Origin of the sequence: Reichenbachiella agariperforans (assembly GCF_900142205.1) — a bacterium.
Taxonomy (GTDB): domain Bacteria; phylum Bacteroidota; class Bacteroidia; order Cytophagales; family Cyclobacteriaceae; genus Reichenbachiella; species Reichenbachiella agariperforans.
In genome coordinates this window covers 1355083-1372980 of record NZ_FRAA01000001.1, presented here as the reverse complement: position 1 = coordinate 1372980, position 17898 = coordinate 1355083, and the positions used below count along the sequence as shown (strand labels likewise).

The 17898-nt window shown below is 42.4% G+C and carries 15 protein-coding genes; 4 read left to right on the top strand and 11 right to left on the bottom strand.

Features of this window, described 5'->3' with window-relative positions; translation table 11 throughout:
• Window position 1 precedes the first annotated feature (1 nt).
• The 6 genes from egtD to BUB99_RS05395 form a co-directional block, all read right to left on the bottom strand.
• On the bottom strand, window positions 2–967 hold the full coding sequence (gene egtD, locus BUB99_RS05420) for an L-histidine N(alpha)-methyltransferase (RefSeq protein WP_073120156.1): 966 nt from the start codon (window positions 965–967) through the stop codon (window positions 2–4).
• Complete coding sequence (egtB, locus tag BUB99_RS05415; protein ID WP_245816801.1) at window positions 960–2273, bottom strand: ergothioneine biosynthesis protein EgtB; 1314 nt, start codon at window positions 2271–2273, stop codon at window positions 960–962. The genes egtD and egtB overlap by 8 nt, the downstream gene beginning before the upstream one ends.
• A 114-nt stretch (window positions 2274–2387) precedes the next feature.
• Window positions 2388–2924: a tellurite resistance TerB family protein gene (locus BUB99_RS05410; protein ID WP_073120154.1), complete on the bottom strand. Its 537-nt coding sequence runs from the start codon at window positions 2922–2924 to the stop codon at window positions 2388–2390.
• Window positions 2925–2965: 41 nt separating this feature from the next.
• The gene (locus BUB99_RS05405; protein WP_073120152.1) at window positions 2966–5902 is read right to left on the bottom strand and encodes a caspase family protein; all 2937 of its coding nucleotides are present in this window, start codon (window positions 5900–5902) and stop codon (window positions 2966–2968) included.
• Between the two features lie 22 nt (window positions 5903–5924).
• Window positions 5925–7451, bottom strand: coding sequence for a hypothetical protein (locus BUB99_RS05400; protein ID WP_073120150.1), 1527 nt, complete (start codon window positions 7449–7451; stop codon window positions 5925–5927).
• Window positions 7452–7520: 69 nt separating this feature from the next.
• A complete protein-coding gene (locus BUB99_RS05395) occupies window positions 7521–8177 on the bottom strand; it encodes a hypothetical protein (RefSeq protein WP_073120149.1) in 657 nt (218 codons plus the stop codon).
• Window positions 8178–8353: 176 nt separating this feature from the next.
• Here BUB99_RS05395 and BUB99_RS05390 point away from each other — a divergent pair, with 176 nt between their 5' ends.
• The gene (locus BUB99_RS05390) at window positions 8354–9376 is read left to right on the top strand and encodes an RluA family pseudouridine synthase (RefSeq protein WP_073120147.1); all 1023 of its coding nucleotides are present in this window, start codon (window positions 8354–8356) and stop codon (window positions 9374–9376) included.
• Complete coding sequence (locus BUB99_RS05385) at window positions 9376–10620, top strand: lysophospholipid acyltransferase family protein (protein WP_073120144.1); 1245 nt, start codon at window positions 9376–9378, stop codon at window positions 10618–10620. The genes BUB99_RS05390 and BUB99_RS05385 overlap by 1 nt, the downstream gene beginning before the upstream one ends.
• Here BUB99_RS05385 and prmC read toward each other — a convergent pair.
• On the bottom strand, window positions 10613–11467 hold the full coding sequence (gene prmC / locus BUB99_RS05380) for a peptide chain release factor N(5)-glutamine methyltransferase (protein WP_073120142.1): 855 nt from the start codon (window positions 11465–11467) through the stop codon (window positions 10613–10615). The two genes, BUB99_RS05385 and prmC, sit on opposite strands and share 8 nt — an antisense overlap.
• Before the next feature lie 36 nt (window positions 11468–11503).
• Here prmC and ribD point away from each other — a divergent pair, with 36 nt between their 5' ends.
• Both ribD and BUB99_RS05370 read left to right on the top strand, forming a co-directional pair.
• Window positions 11504–12535 carry a bifunctional diaminohydroxyphosphoribosylaminopyrimidine deaminase/5-amino-6-(5-phosphoribosylamino)uracil reductase RibD gene (gene ribD / locus BUB99_RS05375; protein ID WP_073120139.1) on the top strand — a complete coding sequence of 344 codons (1032 nt, stop codon included), beginning with the start codon at window positions 11504–11506 and terminating at the stop codon, window positions 12533–12535.
• A 115-nt stretch (window positions 12536–12650) separates the two neighbouring features.
• Window positions 12651–13556, top strand: coding sequence for a class I SAM-dependent methyltransferase (locus BUB99_RS05370; protein WP_073120136.1), 906 nt, complete (start codon window positions 12651–12653; stop codon window positions 13554–13556).
• Window positions 13557–13607: 51 nt separating this feature from the next.
• Here the strand turns inward: BUB99_RS05370 and BUB99_RS05365 are convergent, their stop codons facing one another.
• From BUB99_RS05365 to BUB99_RS05350, 4 genes are all read right to left on the bottom strand, one after another.
• Entirely contained in the window at window positions 13608–13940 is a 333-nt protein-coding gene (locus tag BUB99_RS05365) for a type II toxin-antitoxin system PemK/MazF family toxin (RefSeq protein WP_073120133.1), read from the bottom strand.
• Complete coding sequence (locus tag BUB99_RS05360; protein WP_073120130.1) at window positions 13927–14175, bottom strand: ribbon-helix-helix domain-containing protein; 249 nt, start codon at window positions 14173–14175, stop codon at window positions 13927–13929. Before BUB99_RS05360 ends, BUB99_RS05365 begins: the two co-directional genes overlap by 14 nt.
• Window positions 14176–14290: 115 nt before the next feature.
• Window positions 14291–16642: a ribonucleoside-diphosphate reductase subunit alpha gene (locus tag BUB99_RS05355; RefSeq protein ID WP_073120127.1), complete on the bottom strand. Its 2352-nt coding sequence runs from the start codon at window positions 16640–16642 to the stop codon at window positions 14291–14293.
• Window positions 16643–16678: 36 nt separating this feature from the next.
• On the bottom strand, window positions 16679–17668 hold the full coding sequence (locus BUB99_RS05350; RefSeq protein ID WP_073120125.1) for a ribonucleoside-diphosphate reductase small subunit: 990 nt from the start codon (window positions 17666–17668) through the stop codon (window positions 16679–16681).
• Window positions 17669–17898 lie beyond the last annotated feature (230 nt).

Genomic DNA, 17898 nt, shown 5'->3' with positions numbered 1-17898 from the left:
ATTAAACTGCGGACCAAATTGAATCTACAAAGTATCCGTTCTGATCCTCAAGGTTATAGCGTACTTCGAACCCGCATTTTTCTGCTAATTCTTGGATTTCATCTGTCGAATATTTCTTTGATATTTCGGTTTGCATCGTTTCCCATTTCTTGAAAGCGATGATTTCTTCACCGATGAGAACCTCTTGGTCTTTCAAGCTCATGATAGCGCTTTTACATTCTCCTGTTACAGGATTGTAAAACGGGTAGTGCTGGAAACTCTCTAAGTTAAAGTTGCCGCCTAGTTCTTCATTGATTCTGTTGAGCAGGTTCATGTTGAATGCAGCGGTGACGCCTTTCGAATCGTTGTATGCAGCTAGTATTTTGGTAGGGTCTTTTTTTAGATCAACTCCGATCAATAACTGGTCTCCCGTATTGATGTCTTCTCTGATTTTCGAGAGAAAATTCTGCGCTTGATCAAATGAGAAATTACCGATGTTAGAGCCCAAAAATAGAATGACATTGCGACGGGTGCTGGAGTGACTGAGTCTATCCAATACTTGGAAATAGTCTCCCTGCATGGGGGTGATACTTAGTTCGGGGATTGTTTGGGCTAAGGACTGGGCGAGCCCATCGAGTGCATGTTGGGAAATATCTATGGGGATATAGTCAAAGAGCGCTTCTTCTGATACGAAGTGTTGAAGCAGGACTTTGGTTTTGTATCCATCCCCAGCACCGAACTCGACTAGATTAAAGTCTTCTCCATTCGGTGAAAAGGCTTTTAGGATATTGTCTTTTTGGGATTCGAAAATACTGTACTCTGCATCGGTGAGGTAGTATTCGTCCAGTTTCATTATTTGCTGGAAGAGTTCGTCTCCTCGTTTGTTGTAAAAATATTTCGATGATAAAGTCTTTGGTTTACTTTTTAGACCTTTGAGCGTGTCGTTCAGGAAAGTCTTGTTTTGGATGATTTCGATGGTCTCAGGCATGTTGTGCAAGTCGAATACCTGAAAATAACCAATTCAGGTGTGGATGAAAAAAGTTTCTATAAGTCGGTCGGATATGGTCTTTAGGTGTGGCATAGGAACCCCCACGTAAGACCATTTGACTGATCATGAATTTGCCATTGTATTCTCCTAAAGGCCCTGCTTCAGTTTTGTAGTAGGGGTAGGGTAAGTAGGCGGAGTTAGTCCACTCCCATAGATCGCCATAGAACTGGTAGTTGCCTTCGGTAGCGGGTAGAGGACGGTGGTTTTCTTGGTTGACGAAGTTGCTATTCTCTGGAATGGTTGGTTGATGCAGGAGGCATGCGACTTCCCACTCGAACTCCGTAGGGAGTCGCATGCCTTTCCAGTTGGCAAAGGCTGCTGCTTCGTACTGGCTGATATGACTAACAGGTTCGTTTAGATTGATAGGTTGTAGTCCTTCCAAGGTGTAGCTATGCCAGCAATCCTCGATGAAGTGCCAGTGAAAGGGAGCTTGTTTATCTTCTCGCTGTACCCAGTCCCATGCCTCGGCGTACCAGTAGGTGAAATTTCGATAGCCTCCGTCTTTGATAAAGTCAAGATACTCACGGTTAGTGATTAGCCGATCACCGATACGGTAGTCATGCAAGTAGACCTGATGACGACCGTGTTCATTGTCAAAGCTGAATCTATCTCCTTCATGTCCTATGGTGTAGTTGCCGGCAGGTACATTTAAGAATCCTAATGGTTTAGGAGCTGTCTCTATCTGTAGTTTGGGACTGGTTTGATAGGCAGGGAATAGCGGGTTAGTGCCGAGTATATATTTGATGTCGTATAGGAGCAACTCTTGGTGCTGTTGCTCATGTTGGAGGCCAATTTCGATGATTGTTTTCTCTTCGGCTGAGAGGGTTTCTCTCGTGTCGAAAAAGTTGAGCATCTGTTGATCTACAAATGCGCGGTATTTATAGACATCTGCTACAGAAGGTCTCGTGAGATTGCCACGGTTGGTACGAAGGACACGTTTGCCGATGGATTCATAGTAGCTATTAAAGACGTAGTTGTATTCTGGATGATAGACGCAGTAGTCTTTGGAGAAAGCCTCTAGGAGCATCTTCTCAAAAAACCATGTCGTATGTCCAAGGTGCCATTTAGGTGGACTTACATCGACAACAGGCTGGACGACATAGTCTTCTAGATGTAGTGGTTGACATATCTTTTCGGACTGTGCTCTTATCTGCAAGTATTTCTCTTTGAGATGAGAGAGCAAAGAATCTTTGGCGAATTTGGGATTGGAGGCTTGGATAGTCGGGATTGTTTTGGTTCTATACAATTTACGACTATAACGGTAAAATGAGAAAGGCAGTTCCCTAAAAGTAAGTTCTTCGTCATGGATTTTGAATATCGTTACTCATAATCCATGACGCATGTTTTCGTATAAGAGGCTTTATTTCCTATCGATGGTTTCTGTTATGTCTTGTACATCACTGATGTCAAAGATGGGCATGGTCTTTAGTTTGGCATAGTTGGCATACAGTTCTTTAAAGTAGATATCTGTGAACCGATCTTTGTCTACAAACTGGGGACCAACCTCAGGGAATCGAGTAACGATGCTCTCATTAGAGACTTGTAGTAGCACTCTCAGAATCTTTAGGAAATTAATTTCCTCTTGAGTGATCTTGTCATCTGCTTTTATGGTTTGAATGGCGGACTGTAGGAGATTCAGTTCCTCTTCATCTGTCATCTCTACTCGTTGGACTTTTTTGAAATAATCATCAAAAAAATCTATGCCTCTGCGGTTGACATGGTCTATTAGTTCGGCAAGTTCATCTTCAATTTTCAGATCACCAAACACCTTGTCTTTGGCTTTTTGTCTAATTAGGCTTACTTCGTCTTGTGATATGTGTGTGTCACAAATCATAAAGGCAAATACCGTCTTGAGATGTAATCTTTGATAGTCTGTGGGAATGATGGGCTTTGTCATGCTATAAGGTTTTGATACCTGAATTTAATAAATAATGTAGATTATTGAACCTCTGCAAGAGACAATCTACTGATAGAACTCGGTTTTTGTGTCGTAGGATGCTGTCTACCTCCAGTGAGTTCTTGTACGCGTTCGGATAGGTAATAGTCTAGTTCTCTCAGATAAATTACGCCATCGGGTTTGACATCGGCCTTTCCCTCGCCTATTCCTTCGAGTATGGATAGCGCAAAAGCACCATGTCCCCAATCTTGATGTTCAAAAGAATACTCAGCACCTGTAGAAGCAGCCATGATGACGACTCCATATTCTTGCCCCGAGAGTTGGCGAACGGCTTCTGTATTGTTGACTTTGTGTTGTCCCATATTGTTGCCCAGTTGACCACTGTGGCAGGTATCTATGAACAAGACGACTCGCGCTGAAATATTTCCGATCATGTCAGAAAAATCTCGCCAGTCTATGCATGATATTCTAGGGGTCTTGGTACTACCGTCGTAGGGTAGTAGGTAGAAATTGTCGTTCTCATTGAGCCCATGTGAAGCGATGAATATGATAACGAAATCATCCACAGTGGTGAATTCTTCAAGTCGTTGGAACTTCTGTAAAATATTCGCTCTGGTAGCTTTTTCGTTCGTGAGTTTAATGCTAGTGACATTATTGAACATCTTGCCTTGCTGTCCTTTGAATAGCTCATCTATCGCATCTGCATCTTTGTCAGCATGGTTGAGATTGTTGTGCGACTCGGCAAACTCGGAGATTCCTATGGATACCAAATACAGATTGCTCTTTTTGATTTTGGTAGGCACTGGATCTAAAGTAGTTATGGCATTGCTTGCGGAGGCGTCTTCACCTCTAGGCGTAGCTGCTACGGGGCTAGAAGTGTCAGGTTCATTTTCTTCTTCTGGTGCGATGTATTCAAAGGCCACATGGCGCTCTGTAGATAATATTTTAGAGTTTTGATCTGCGACGAATACCGTGAAGGCAAAGCTCTTGTCCGTTTCTTCTGGTAATTCTATTGGGATATCTACACGCTCGGTGCGGTTATCACCAGAAATAGATAATTCAGACTGGTGTATGAGTGGTCGCCCATCTGCTAGTATTTTGATCTGATGTACTGGCGTAGGGGAGGTGATATCGAAGCTGAGTGTGGTCGTATGCCCCTCTACAATAGTGTTAGTCTCTGTAATCCATGTCACGGTTGGGGGAGTGATTTTCTCTTCTGGTTTGTCCGAGAGATTCATCATCTGAGCTACTTTGTCAAAAGATTTAAGCTTCAAAATCTCCTGTATGACATCAGGCCTGTGGTAGAAGGATGCGAAGGCTGATACGTCATGAAAAACAGCTAGATTGTTCTGTCCTTGGTTGATATGCCATCCGATATACTTCTCGCCACCTGCAGATGCTTCATAGAATCCTTGAGGAGTCCATATTACCCACTCATTGTCTGATGCTACGAAGAGAGATGCTAGGTTTTCGCCAGTAATATTATTCCAAATTTTGATGGTCTGATCATTACTTGCTGATAGGAGTAGATCCTTTGATGCAAAATCAGCTAGCGCCCATACCTCTCCTTCGTGTCCTTGAAAACTACCCAACAAGGAGCCTGATACGTTATATTTGTTCAATGAGTAGGAAGAGCCAAGAGCCAGTGCATTGCCTTTATTGATGAAAGTGAATGAACGTACGGTACCGTCTTTTCGGTCATCAGTAGTTATCATACGTCCATCTACTTTGATGGAATTAGAGGACTCTTTACTGATGAATTTGTTGGATGCAGCTTGGGTTGCGCGATGATATTTGTTCTCAGGGTTTAGCTTTCTGTCTAGCGCCAGTTCCTCTAGGTCGAATGCTTTTTCTAGCACTACATCATCTAGGATGCCCGTTGGATTGCTTTGACTGAAGGCTATTTTGTTGGCTGCTTCATCAATTCCCACGCCGAATACACTTTTGCCTTTCCCGACAAAGTTTCTTTCGAGTTGTCCAGATAGGATGTTCCATAGGAGAATGTTCTTGTCATCACCACCAGCAGATGCGACATAGATGCCTTTCTCTTGGTCGAAAGTAGTGAAAGGAGCGGTGGTGATAGCACTTACTACATTGGTATGGTAGCTGAACTGGGTAATTAGTGTCCGGTTAGATAAGTCGTAGACGATACCCACTCTTCCCATGGCGGTAAGATATCGGTTGTCTGCTGATACTTCTAGTGCGTTGACGGCTCCTGGGAGTTCTGTGAGTGGTCCCATGAATTTCCCTGACTTTGTCCATTTGATGATCTGTCCATCTTCTCCGGCGGAGTAGAGTTGATTTCCAGCGTATTTTACATCTCGTATCGCATCCGAGTGGACGATGGACCTGCTGGGGTTTCCTCCAGATACAGACCAGGTTCTTAAATTTCCGTCTTGGTCACCAGCGGCGATGGTACTACCGTCTTCGCTAATGTCTATGCTGTTGATGATGCTCTCGATCCCTGTGATAGTGGCCGATCGTACGGGAGCTCTCATGTTGCTAATGTCCCATGCTATGATGGATTGGTCTGCTGAGCTGCTGATTAACTTTTTTCCGTCCTGAGAGATTGCCAAATCAAGTACGACATTTTGATGTCCCTTTAGGCTTGGTAGTAGTTTTTCTTCCTCTAAGTCAAGGATACGAATCTGTCCTATCTCACTTGGATTCCCTTCTTGATGGTCAAAATAACCACCCAAAAACAGGAATCGTTCATCTTTGGAAAGTACCGAAGTGTATATTCTACCATCAACTCCGTCTTCAATTTCGAATCTATAGGTTTTGGTTAATGTACCTGATGCTACATCCCAGACTCTTACAGTTTTGTCCTCTGAGACAGAGACTAGTTTTTTCCCTTGTTCAGTAAAAGCTAAGCCATGTACAAGCCCCGAATGTCCTTGGTTATCGATGATTAGTTTTTGGGAGAAGAGCTGCTGAGCGGCTAGAGAGAGGACGAGGACAAATAGTAGTGATCTCATATCTTTTGATTGAAACGGTTAATTAGGGGGTCATGGTAGTGATCGATAGGCGTTTTTCGGCCTTTAGAACTTCGGTATTCGTTGATTTTTTGAAACCACGGGTTTTTTGAATGATGGTCTCACTGTCTTCGATAATAAATTTATAGCCATATTTTTCTTGCGTCTGAAGAGGCTCAAAAGGAGTACTTTGTGCATTGAGCTGTAAGATTTCGAAACCAAAGGGCTCGGCGCAGGTGAAGGTTTCGGGTAGCTGATAGGCCTTGTTGACATACTCACGGCTAATGTAGTAGTCGTCGAGTAGCAGCACTTTACTGTCGTCTGCTAGGTGGTAGATGAATCTTAAATAACATTCTCGATTCGCTTTGACGAATAGTTTCATTTCTTCATTTTCTTCAAAGATCAAATTGTCTTTTCCTTTGTTCGTGAAAACGTCAATTTTGAGCCCGCCATCAGTGATTTCGTTTTTTGCAAACTGCTGCATGGACACCATCGCTTCTTGATAGTTTTGCGGTTTGTAGGAGATTTGGTTTTGATCGAGAAAACTCTTGGTGAGGTAGCAGTCTGTACTGGCTATGGCTGTTGAACTGGCGGTTTCTCTTAGTATGGTGGAGACCTTTAGTTTGTCTGCTGCATCCCAGTATATACCATTGAGAACGTAGTAGTCTTGATTGTCGATGTTCTGACTTATTACTTTGAATCCTTGTTGAATGAGTTTTTGTTCAATACTGGCATTTAATCGACGAGAAAATGAGCTAGTCATAGGCGTGTCCTCGTAGGTGAAATTATTGACTCTAATAGGCGTGTCGGTATTGTCTAGCTGTATACTGAGAGAGTAAGCGATAAAGAACGCCGCATCATCGAGTTTAAATTGATCGGTGTTACGGATTGAAATTAAATCATTGTCAATGTTGATTTTGTGTTGATTGAATTCATCCCTTTTGATGGCTGGATGGTTGTACTCTCCAGTCAGTGTGATGAGCATGGTACTTTGCTGCTCGATGTTTCTCAATAAGGTCTGTGTTTCAAATAGCGATTTAAGGGCATTTTCGTTGTTTCCTGCTTGTATTTGATTTTGAATGATCGTGTAGAGCGTATTGATTTGGTTGAGGCTTTTGGCTATTTCATTGCTATAATGGTTGATGACATCCTTCTTTTTAGCATAGGAGATAGCATAGCCAATGTCCTTTCTTTTGTCATAGTAGGTTTCTGTTTTGAGTCCTACGATTGAGGCATTACTTACAGACGTGCTGTTTTTTTTGAATTCTTCGTGGGTATTTGCATTGACGTTGTGGATGTTGAGCGTACTGATACTTTGGATATCGACGAGTATGCTTTCTACCAGTTGCTCGCGGCTATAGCCTTGTAATCTCTCCAGAACTACTTCTTCGGGTTCTCCATTGATGTTGTTTTCGGACATGAAGCCGACCAAATATTCAGATTCAGGAAAATTGGCTTTCCTATGTACGTAGTTGGTCCAGACAGGAGCTTGGGCTAGCGAGTCTACCAAGGGCACAAGAGCGATAAGGAGAAGTAGTGATATGGATTTCATCTGGAAGAAAAAGCATTAATAGCTTAGGGAAGTGAAAAACTCCCCTAAGCGGTTAAATAATTTTATGAATTAGAAGTTCATTAACTTGTCCAACTTTTCTCTGGTTACGTTGGTTTTGTCTTCTAGCTCTTGTGCAATGACATCTTTAGCCGCTTGCTTGGCCATTTCTTGACTATAAGCAATTCTGATTTGGCATTCGAAATTCTTGTCTTGCTTTCTGTAAAGCTCGGTCAATGGGATGACTCTAGCTAGTTTTTGAGAGATCACTTCAGTAGATGCGGAGACCGTTTGCTGGATCGTAGCGGCATCTTCTGCTGATAGTTGCTCTGTAGCGATATTTGTTTCAATAATAGCTGCAATACTAGAACTGATTCTACCTGCTAGGTCTTGTTTTGCTATTGTAGAAGCCTGTAGTTTAGCAGCAGATTGTGTGCCCGCTAGCGCACTACCAGAGCCTACAAAGTAAGCCGGAAAACCATAGTCATCTATTTCAGCTTCTTTCATCCAAGCTTTTTCGATTTGCTTGTCCAGTGGTAAGGTGCCTGGCTGAGTAAACCAATCATCTTTTTCTATCCTTTTAGCTTCTTTTCTAGCGTCTTTGATCGCTTTGTCTTTGAGCTCTTTTTTTAATGCTTTGACGTCTTTTTTGTCTTGTTGTGCCTGAGCTGAAAAAGCAAATACTAGTGCAAAAAGCACTCCTAAGGCGCAAAGGTTTCTAGTTTTCATGTTACAGTGAGTTTAAATAGAATATTTTGATGAATCCAAGTTATGTGTTGGTACTTGAATTGCAAAACTAATTCGATGAATAATATACCTGATAAGGCGACTGTGATATTTTTTTAGAGGAATAGTGCAAGACATACACTGTCTTTTAAAGATTTGAAATAGTAAATTTGCCGACAATGGAAGAGACATACATAGAGGACGGCGAATTATACGAACATCATCGGATTACAATAGATCCAAAACAGGAGCTGCTGCGGTTGGATAAGTTCCTAATGGATAAGCTGCCCAACGTCACAAGAAATAAAGTGCAGGATGGAATCAAGGAAGGTTTTATCAAGGTGAACAGTGAGATAGTAAAGCCTAACTATAAGGTGCGTCCAGGGGATGAAGTGGTTGTAGAACTACCCGAGCCTCCTAATGTGACAGATATCGAACCAGAAGATATACCGCTCAATATCGTCTTTGAAGATGACCATATTCTAGTCGTCAACAAGGAGCCTGGCATGGTTGTGCATCCCGCTTATCAAAACTGGTCTGGTACTTTGGTGAATGCACTCACCTTCCATTTTCAGAATTTGCCTACTATGCCTAATAATGATGGGAGACCAGGGCTGGTACACCGTATTGATAAAGATACTTCTGGGCTGTTGGTCATCGCTAAGACCGAGCTGGCGATGACGAGTCTGGCGAGGCAGTTTTTTGATCACAGTATAGAGCGAACATACTACGCATTGGTATGGGGAGAGCCTACAGAGGAGAAGGGGACTATTGATGTGAACTTAGGTAGAAGCTTAAAAGATCGTCGTATTACCGCGCCATTTCCTGAGGGAGACTTTGGACGAAATGCGGTGACCCACTATGAAGTGCTAAGAAATATGCGCTATGTCTCGTTGATCAAGTGCAACTTAGAGACAGGGCGAACCCATCAGATTCGTGCTCATCTCAAATACATAGGCCATCCACTATTCAATGATGCGACCTATGGTGGTGATCGAGTATTGAAGGGGACTACCTTTACTAAGTATAAGCAGTTTGTAGACAATTGCTTTAAAATTATACCACGACAGGCTTTGCACGCCAAGTCTCTTGGGTTTGTGCATCCAGCTACTAACGAATTTGTTCAATTTGATTCTGAGCTCCCAGAAGATTTCCGTTCGGTGATCGAAAAATGGGAGAACTATGTTAATACTGTTGACTAATGCAAATCATACGTTTCCTTTGGTACTATTCCTTTTGGTTATATGTTCGTACCTGCCTCCATTTTTATTATAAGAGAATCAAAGTAGTCGGCTATGAGAATGTCCCGAAGGGCGTTCCTGTGATCTTTGGTGCTAATCATCAAAATGCGCTCGTTGATCCGCTACTGATGACCACTCATGTGTATCAGATGACGCATTATCTGGTTCGTGCGGATGTATTCAAAAATCCCTTTGTCAAGCGGTTTCTGAATTCACTTAATCTCATGGCAGTGTACCGTGCCCGAGATGGTGTTAATTCGGTCAAGGCTAATCAAGAAGTATTTAGAGCATGTTTTGATGCATTTAAGGAGAACGAATCCTTGATGCTTTTTCCTGAAGGGAGTCATGATAGTCGCTATGTGGTCAAGCCCATGAAAAAGGGAATTGCTCGGATAGCATTGGGAGGGTTGAACCAACCTGATGCACCTGAGGAGCTTTACATCGTACCGATAGGCCTGACTTATTCGGGGCAGACCAAGTTTAGGTCATCGGTGGTGCTACACTATGGTGATGCAATCAAGGTAGAATCGAAAGAAGAGACATCTGCGAATATCGATGCGCTCAAAGATAAGTTTGAACAGGCACTACCAGCGTATCATGCGGCTATGCCAGAGGAAGGTTATGACTATTTAGAGAAGGTGTTTTTTCACAATCAAAATCCTCAGCGACTTATTGAGGACTATGCTCTGATTAATCAGCAGTCTCGTGCATTGGGGGCGAAAGCAAGTGAAGAAGATAAAGAGGCTGTGCTTAGCTTGAGCAAAGAGTTGGAAAAGGGAGGAGTCATTTTTCCATTTGAGTATAAAAAGAACCTGTTTGGAACGGCTTTATTGACTTATGTTGTGAGCCCGTTTGCGATGGTAGGTTTGGTTTTGAACCTTCCTGTTATTTTCATCCCATGGAAAATCATGAAGGGGATCAAAGATGTAGTCTTCACCGATACCATATATTTTGGCGTAGGATTGGTCGCCGCTCCTGCGGTTTGGGGTATATATGCCTCGATAGCTTATAATTTGACAGCTTCGTGGTGGTGGGCTTTGGGCGCAGCATTAGGAGGTGCCATGAGTTTGTTGATCTATGGAAGGTGGTATAAGATACTGACGGTCTATCGCCAAAACCGACGGGTAAGAAAGTCTTCACATTTGTCATCCGTATATAATCAGTTCCTCCAAAAGGTGACCTCACTGAAGGAGTTGGTCAACTGAGTTCTCCTGATACGAAGCGGTCTTTGCCATGGATGTCTTGGAAGATACGAGTTTTGGTATATCCTTTTGAGAGGAGCATTTCGGCTGTTTCGATAGCATACCGTTCATTGATCTCGAAGAAGAGAAGCCCCCCTTTTTTGAGTGCATGCCGGCCTTGTTTTGCGATCTCGGAATAAAAGAGTAGGGGATTTTCATCTTTGACGAATAGTGCCAAGTGAGGTTCGTGGATTAGTACATTGGCATGCATGGATTTCTTCTCAGACTCTAGTACATAGGGAGGGTTACTGATGATGATGTCAAAGTTGGATTCGGCCAGCGACTCGTTCAAGATGTCTATTTTATGTAGCTGAATTTGACAACCGAGAGATTGGATGTTTTGTTCTGCTACCGCTAGTGCATCTGTGCTGATATCATAAGCGTGTATTTCGCTTGCATCAATTTCGTGATACAAAGTGCATGGAATACAGCCAGATCCAGTGCCTATGTCTGCAATTTTGACTTGTGTCCAAGGTTGATATTCTTTGATGAATTGAATCAATGACTCTGTCTCTTGTCTTGGGATGAGTACATGTTCGTTGACATGAAAGCTACGACTATAAAAGTCTGCGACCTCCATGATGTATTGGATAGGTTCGTTGTTTTGGAGACGTGTGATGCTGGTGTCTAACAGTTCTTCTTCTTCTGCTGTAGGTGTATGTGCTGAATTGATGATGATAGAAGTTTGTGTCCATCCAAAAACATATTCTAGGAGTAAAAAACTCAAAGAAGAAGCTTCGGGTGTGTCGTAGTTTGGAGACAGGAGTTGGACGATGGATTGTTGTGTTTCTTTGGGAAAGATGACCTTCATGGAGCAAAAATATGGAAAGAAAAGTATCTTTAACCGATGAATAAAACCTCTGATCAATATTTTATGCAGCGGGCTTTTGATCTCGCCGAAAAGGGTAGAGGTAGTGTGAGCCCCAATCCTATGGTAGGTTGTGTGATTGTCCATGAGGGACGAGTTGTCGGAGAGGGTTGGCATCAAAAATATGGCGAAGGACACGCAGAAGTCAATGCTGTCCATAGCGTGGAAGATACGTCGCTTCTATCAGAAGCCACTGTTTACGTAACTCTAGAACCCTGTGCACATCATGGGAAAACGCCACCATGTGCAGATCTTTTGGTTAAGCATAAAGTGCAGCGCGTCGTGATCGCTAATCATGATCCTTTTCCATTAGTCAACGGTGGAGGGATAGATAAACTGAAAGCTGCAGGGATTGCTGTGGAGGTTGGGGTGTTGGATCACGTCGGACGAGAATTGAATTGTCGGTTCTTTCATGTGGTCGAAAAGCAGAGACCTTACATTGTTTTGAAATGGGCACAGACAGCTGATGGTTTTGTTGCACGAAAAAATTATGATTCCAAATGGATCAGTAACAGCTATTCGCGAAAACTGGTGCACCGATGGCGTGCTGAGGAGGATGCGATCTTAGTAGGTAAGAATACCGTGAAGTATGATGATCCCACACTCAACGTCAGAGATTGGAATGGGACTGACCCACTTCGGATTTTTATAGATAGAAATCTTGAACTGGAGGAGGGATACAAAATCATGGATCGATCCATCCCGACGATTTGTTATAATACAGTTCGTTCGACTGGGTCAGAGAACTTGGTGTATATCAAACTGGATAGTAGGGATTTCCTACATGAAATGCTACAGGACTTGATGAAGCGAAAGGTGCAATCTGTGATCATAGAAGGGGGGAGCGCTGTATTACATACGTTTATTACTGAGAAGCTATGGGATGAAGCGCGTGTGTTTATTTCTCAGAGTGAATTTGGTGAGGGAATATTAGCACCTAGGTTGATTGGGAATCAGATTTCATCTTTAGATATAGAAGGGGATAAGCTAGTTTGTTTTCGTCCGTATTAGAATACTAGGTTGCGCTTGTAATTAAGCCGCTAAAATTCAGGAGTAGCTAGTATTATTCATATCTTACCACAGCTGTAGTGGCAATCCTGCCATTACCTAACCAAAAATATAGATCATGGCTCAACAAGCAGACCTAGACTTTACCTATACCACGATTGACAAAATTTTTCGCCTAAGTATGGGCGAAACTGGGGATTACAGTGGTGCCAAATATGATGGCGATTTTTCAATGACATTGGAAGATGCCCAAAAAGCAAAGCATAAGTTCATAGCGGATAGTCTAAACATCAAAGAGGGTAGCAAGGTGCTAGACATGGCTTGTGGCTGGGCACCTTTCACGCGTTATATTGTTAAAGAACGAGGAGCGACCAGTATGGGGTTGACACTGTCTCAGGGTCAGGCAGATGCCTGTCAGAAAAATGGATTCAATGTGATAGTGAGAGATTGCCGTACGGTAAAGCCGGAGGATTATGGTACGTTTGATGCCATTACATGCATCGGAGGCTTGGAGCATTTTTGTTCAGTGGAGGAGTGGCAGGCTGGCAAACAGGAGCAGGTCTACAAGGATTTTTTCAAGGTGCTTTATGATTTGCTGCCAGTAGGAGGCAGGTACTATATGCAAACGATGACGTTTAGCAAGAATATGCTACCCTTTGAGGAGATCGATATCAATGCAGAGCCAGGTTCTGCTTCGCACGTTCTTGCACTGATGATCAAGGAGTTTCCAGGGTCTTGGTTGCCCTACGGTCCTGAAATGGTGATCGATTGTGCTAAGCCATATTTCAAGCTGATTTCGCAGAGCAGTGGCCGATTGGATTATATCGAGACGATCGGTCAGTGGAGAAAGAAGTTCAGGAAGTTCAATTTGAAGAAGTACGGCTTGTATCTTTCGTTGATCCCGAAGTTCTTGACCAATAAAGAGTTTAGACACCAAGTAGCCGTTTTCAAAGTCAGCCCAAACCGTGTATGCTTTGAGGAGGAGATTATGGATCACTACAGGTTGGTATTTGAGAAGATATGAGGATAGTCAACTGAAAAAAAGCCCATCGTTCGAAAGAACGATGGGCTTTTTTTAGTAGCGTAGTATGTCGTCTAGCCCTTGTTTCAGTTGAGCCAATTGGGCTTTGTCTATGTTGCCTATTTTGTGCTGTAATCTGTCTTTGGAGACCGATCGGATATGAAAAATCAATACTTCAGAGGGTTCTATGAGGTTGTTGAAGGTGTCTGGTTTTAAGACAATATTTCCTTTGTAATTTTTTATTTTGGTAGTCAGAGGACAAACTATGACTACCTTCAGGTATTTGTTCATCAAGTCTCCACTGAGAATGACAGCAGGCCTACGCCCTGCTTGTTCACTACCTTTTACAGGGTTCAGATAAAGTTCCCAGATTTCACCTTGTTTCATCTGTATCACTTAGCTGTGTCATGTATTCGACCATGCCTTCTTCTGCGATGAGTATCGTGTCCTGATCCTGCCCTGCCAATTTATAGGAGGAGACATATTCTGCCCTATTGATTTGGTCTAGATAGATATCTAGTGCCTTTTCGATCAATTTGTTTTTAGGCAACTTGAGTTTTTGAGCAGTGTCATTGAGACGTTGCAAAAGCGAATCGGGTAGGGAAGAAGTAAATGTTGTCATATCTTTTATATTTACGATTTGTAAATATAAAAGATATTAATTATTCTGTTAAAAAAAAGAGTCCTAACAATCAGATTGTTAGGACTCTTTTTTTTAACTTTTGTAAGTTGCTAACTTAGCTACCGCATCCTACACATTCGAAATCTGAATTGGCTTGACCAGCTCTATCGGTCAATTCTGCTGCCTCTGATTCTACTTTTTTGTCTTTGGTAACAGTGAACTTGATCGCATCAGCCGCAGCTTTCGTTCTCAAGTAGTACATGCCTGTTTTCAATCCTTTCTCCCATGCGTAGAAGTGCATAGAAGTCATCTTGCCGAAGTTAGGCTCCTGTAAATGGATGTTCAAACTCTGACTTTGGCAAATGAACGCCCCTCTGTCAGCCGACATATCGATGATCGCTTTTTGTGAAATCTCCCAAACTGTCTTGTAGATGTCTTTGATCTCCTGTGGTATCTCAGCGATGTTTTGAATAGAACCGTTTGCGTTCATGATTCTGTTTTTCATGCTGTCGTCCCAGATGCCAAGCTCTATCAAATCACTCATCAAGTGCTTGTTCACAACAGTGAACTCTCCTGATAGTACTCTTCTCAAGTACATGTTGGACGTGTAAGGTTCGAAGCATTCGTTGTTGCCAAGGATTTGAGAAGTCGATGCAGTAGGCATAGGAGCCAACAGTAATGAGTTTCTAACCCCGTGCTTTTTCACTTCTTGTTTCAAGCTAGTCCAGTCCCATCGATCTGTTGGTGTTACATTCCACATGTCGTACTGGAAGATGCCTTTTGATACTGGTGAACCTTTGAATGTTTCGTAAGCACCCTCTACTTTGGCGATGTCCTTAGAAGCTGTCATTGACGCGAAATAGATTGTCTCGAAGATTTCGCTGTTTAGTTTTCTAGATTCAGGAGAGTCGAATGGCATTCTTAATTTCATGAATGTATCCGCCAACCCTTGTACACCGATACCGATAGGTCTGTGTCTCATGTTTGAGTTCTTAGCCTCTGGTACTGGGTAGTAGTTCACATCAATCACTTTGTTCAAGTTCTTGGTGATCACATAAGTGATGTCATATAGCTTCTGATGATCAAACTCGTTGTTCTCGTTGATGTACATCGGCAATGCGATAGACGCTAGGTTACATACCGCTACTTCGTCAGGAGAAGTGTACTCGATGATCTCTGTACACAAGTTACTTGACTTGATCGTACCTAAGTTCTTCTGATTCGACTTCTTGTTGGCAGCATCTTTGAAGAGCATATATGGTGTACCTGTCTCGATCTGAGATTCGAGGATTTCGAACCATAGGTCTTGTGCCTTGATGGTTTTTCTGCCTCTACCTTCTGATTCGTACTTGGTGTATAGCTTTTCAAACTCCTCACCGTGTACTTCTGCTAGTCCAGGGCATTCGTGTGGACACATGAGGGTCCATTCGCCGTTTTCTTTGACTCTCTGCATGAACAAGTCTGGTGTCCAAAGTGCGTAGAACAAATCTCTTGCTCTCAACTCTTCTTTACCGTGGTTCTTTTTCAAGTCCAAGAAATCAAAAATATCCGCATGCCATGGCTCTAGATAGATCGCAAAGCTTCCTTTTCTTTTTCCCCCGCCTTGGTCTACGTATCTAGCTGTCATGTCGAAGTTCCTCAACATCGGTACGATACCATTGGATACGCCGTTAGTTCCTTTAATATATGATCCAGTCGCTCTTACGTTGTGAATGCTCAGTCCGATTCCCCCTGCAGATTGAGATATTTTAGCGGTTTGTTTCAGTGTGTCGTAAATCCCATCGATACTGTCATCTTTCATTGTTAGTAGAAAACAAGAAGACAACTGTGGCTTAGGTGTACCTGCGTTGAATAGCGTAGGTGTCGCATGTGTAAACCACTTTTCAGAAAGCAAGTTGTAGGTCTCGATAGCCGCTGGGATATCTTCTTTGTGAATGCCTACTGCTACTCTCATGAGCATGTGCTGTGGTCTCTCTACGATCTGGCCGTCTAGCTTCATGAGATATGATCTTTCGAGTGTTTTGAACCCAAAGTAGTCATATCCAAAATCTCTATCGTAGATAATAGAAGAGTCTAGTAGCGCTGCGTTTTCTTTGATGATGCCATATACATCCTTTGCGATCAACGAAGCATTCTCGCCAGTTTTAGGATCTATGTAGGTATACATTCTCTTCATCGTGTTAGAGAATGATTTGCTTGTAGTCTTGTGTAGGTTAGATATAGCGATACGAGCAGCAAGTTTGGCAAAATCCGGGTGGACAGTTGTCAAAGCAGCAGCGGTCTCAGCAGCTAAATTGTCTAGTTCTACAGTCGTTACACCGTCGTAGATTCCATTGATCACTTTTTTAGCGATATCAATAGGCTCAATGAAGGAGGTGTTGAGACCGTAGCAGAGTTTTTCGATTCGGGCAGTCACTTTATCGAACTTCACAGATTCGCGGCGACCATCTCTTTTTATTACTAACATAAGGCGATAGGGAATAAGGGGTTATCTAATATTATATTAAAAGTCTTCGTCTAAACTAAATTTTGGAGAGTCATCATTGCCATCGTTCATGACTCCCGCTTTTTGGTATTCTGCCACTCTTTTTTCAAAGAAATTGGTCTTACCCTGTAATGAGATCATTTCCATGAAATCAAATGGGTTGGTAGCGTTGTACACTTTGTCGCAGTTGAGCTCCATGAGTAATCTGTCTGCAACAAACTCAATGTACTGACACATTAACTCAGAGTTCATTCCGATCAATTTGACAGGAATCGCATCAGTGACAAACTCCTTCTCTATGGTTACGGCATCACAGATGATTTCTTTGATGGTTTCCACAGAAAGTTTGTTGACCAAGTGGTCGTTATATAACAAACACGCAAAATCACAGTGTAATCCTTCATCTCTAGAGATCAACTCATTCGAAAAAGTCAATCCTGGCATCAAACCTCGCTTCTTCAACCAGAAGATAGAGCAGAAAGAACCAGAGAAGAAAATACCTTCTACAGCGGCAAAAGCAATGAGGCGCTCAGCAAAAGATCCATTATCGATCCATCGTAGCGCCCAGTCTGCTTTTTTCTTTACACAAGGGATAGTTTCCACTGCGTGAAACAGCTTGTCTTTTTCTTTATTGTCCTTTACATAAGTATCGATCAGTAGAGAATAAGTTTCCGAGTGAATGTTTTCTATGGCTATCTGAAAACCGTAAAAGAATTTCGCTTCAGTATACTGTACTTCAGAGACAAAGTTCTCCGCAAGGTTCTCATTGACGATTCCATCACTGGCTGCAAAGAACGCTAAAACATGCGTGATAAAATGCCTTTCTCCATCATTTAAATTGTTCCAATCTTTTAGATCTTGACTGAGGTCAATTTCTTCAGCAGTCCAAAAACTAGCTTCTGCTTTTTTGTAGAATTGCCAGATGTCATTCTTCTCGATTGGGAACAAAACGAACCGGTCTTTATTCTCTCTGAGTATAGGTTCATTTTCAATATGTTGATTCGCCATTATAGTTTTATTACACGCTGTTTTTAATCGATATCTTTAAGTCTCTCCCTAGAAACAATAGCAATGAGTCACCGTTCGACATAAAAACCCTGTCGAAATCGATCACTGGCACTTCTTGAATTATTTCTTTGAATTACTTGACCTGTAGGTATGAAGAGTCCTTTGATCAAGCAGTACAAATATGAAAAAAAGACCTCAAAAAATCAATCTCTACACCCGTACCAAAGTGA

Bases quoted from the DNA above. Each gene is read 5' to 3' on its own strand.
- egtD (WP_073120156.1), bottom strand. From the start codon at position 967: ATGCCTGAGACCATCGAAATCATCCAAAACAAGACTTTCCTGAACGAC.
- BUB99_RS05410 (WP_073120154.1), bottom strand. From the start codon at position 2,924: ATGACAAAGCCCATCATTCCCACAGACTATCAAAGATTACATCTCAAG.
- BUB99_RS05405 (WP_073120152.1), bottom strand. From the start codon at position 5,902: ATGAGATCACTACTATTTGTCCTCGTCCTCTCTCTAGCCGCTCAGCAG.
- BUB99_RS05400 (WP_073120150.1), bottom strand. From the start codon at position 7,451: ATGAAATCCATATCACTACTTCTCCTTATCGCTCTTGTGCCCTTGGTA.
- BUB99_RS05395 (WP_073120149.1), bottom strand. From the start codon at position 8,177: ATGAAAACTAGAAACCTTTGCGCCTTAGGAGTGCTTTTTGCACTAGTA.
- BUB99_RS05390 (WP_073120147.1), top strand. From the start codon at position 8,354: ATGGAAGAGACATACATAGAGGACGGCGAATTATACGAACATCATCGG.
- BUB99_RS05385 (WP_073120144.1), top strand. From the start codon at position 9,376: ATGCAAATCATACGTTTCCTTTGGTACTATTCCTTTTGGTTATATGTT.
- prmC (WP_073120142.1), bottom strand. From the start codon at position 11,467: ATGAAGGTCATCTTTCCCAAAGAAACACAACAATCCATCGTCCAACTC.
- ribD (WP_073120139.1), top strand. From the start codon at position 11,504: ATGAATAAAACCTCTGATCAATATTTTATGCAGCGGGCTTTTGATCTC.
- BUB99_RS05370 (WP_073120136.1), top strand. From the start codon at position 12,651: ATGGCTCAACAAGCAGACCTAGACTTTACCTATACCACGATTGACAAA.
- BUB99_RS05365 (WP_073120133.1), bottom strand. From the start codon at position 13,940: ATGAAACAAGGTGAAATCTGGGAACTTTATCTGAACCCTGTAAAAGGT.
- BUB99_RS05360 (WP_073120130.1), bottom strand. From the start codon at position 14,175: ATGACAACATTTACTTCTTCCCTACCCGATTCGCTTTTGCAACGTCTC.
- BUB99_RS05355 (WP_073120127.1), bottom strand. From the start codon at position 16,642: ATGTTAGTAATAAAAAGAGATGGTCGCCGCGAATCTGTGAAGTTCGAT.
- BUB99_RS05350 (WP_073120125.1), bottom strand. From the start codon at position 17,668: ATGGCGAATCAACATATTGAAAATGAACCTATACTCAGAGAGAATAAA.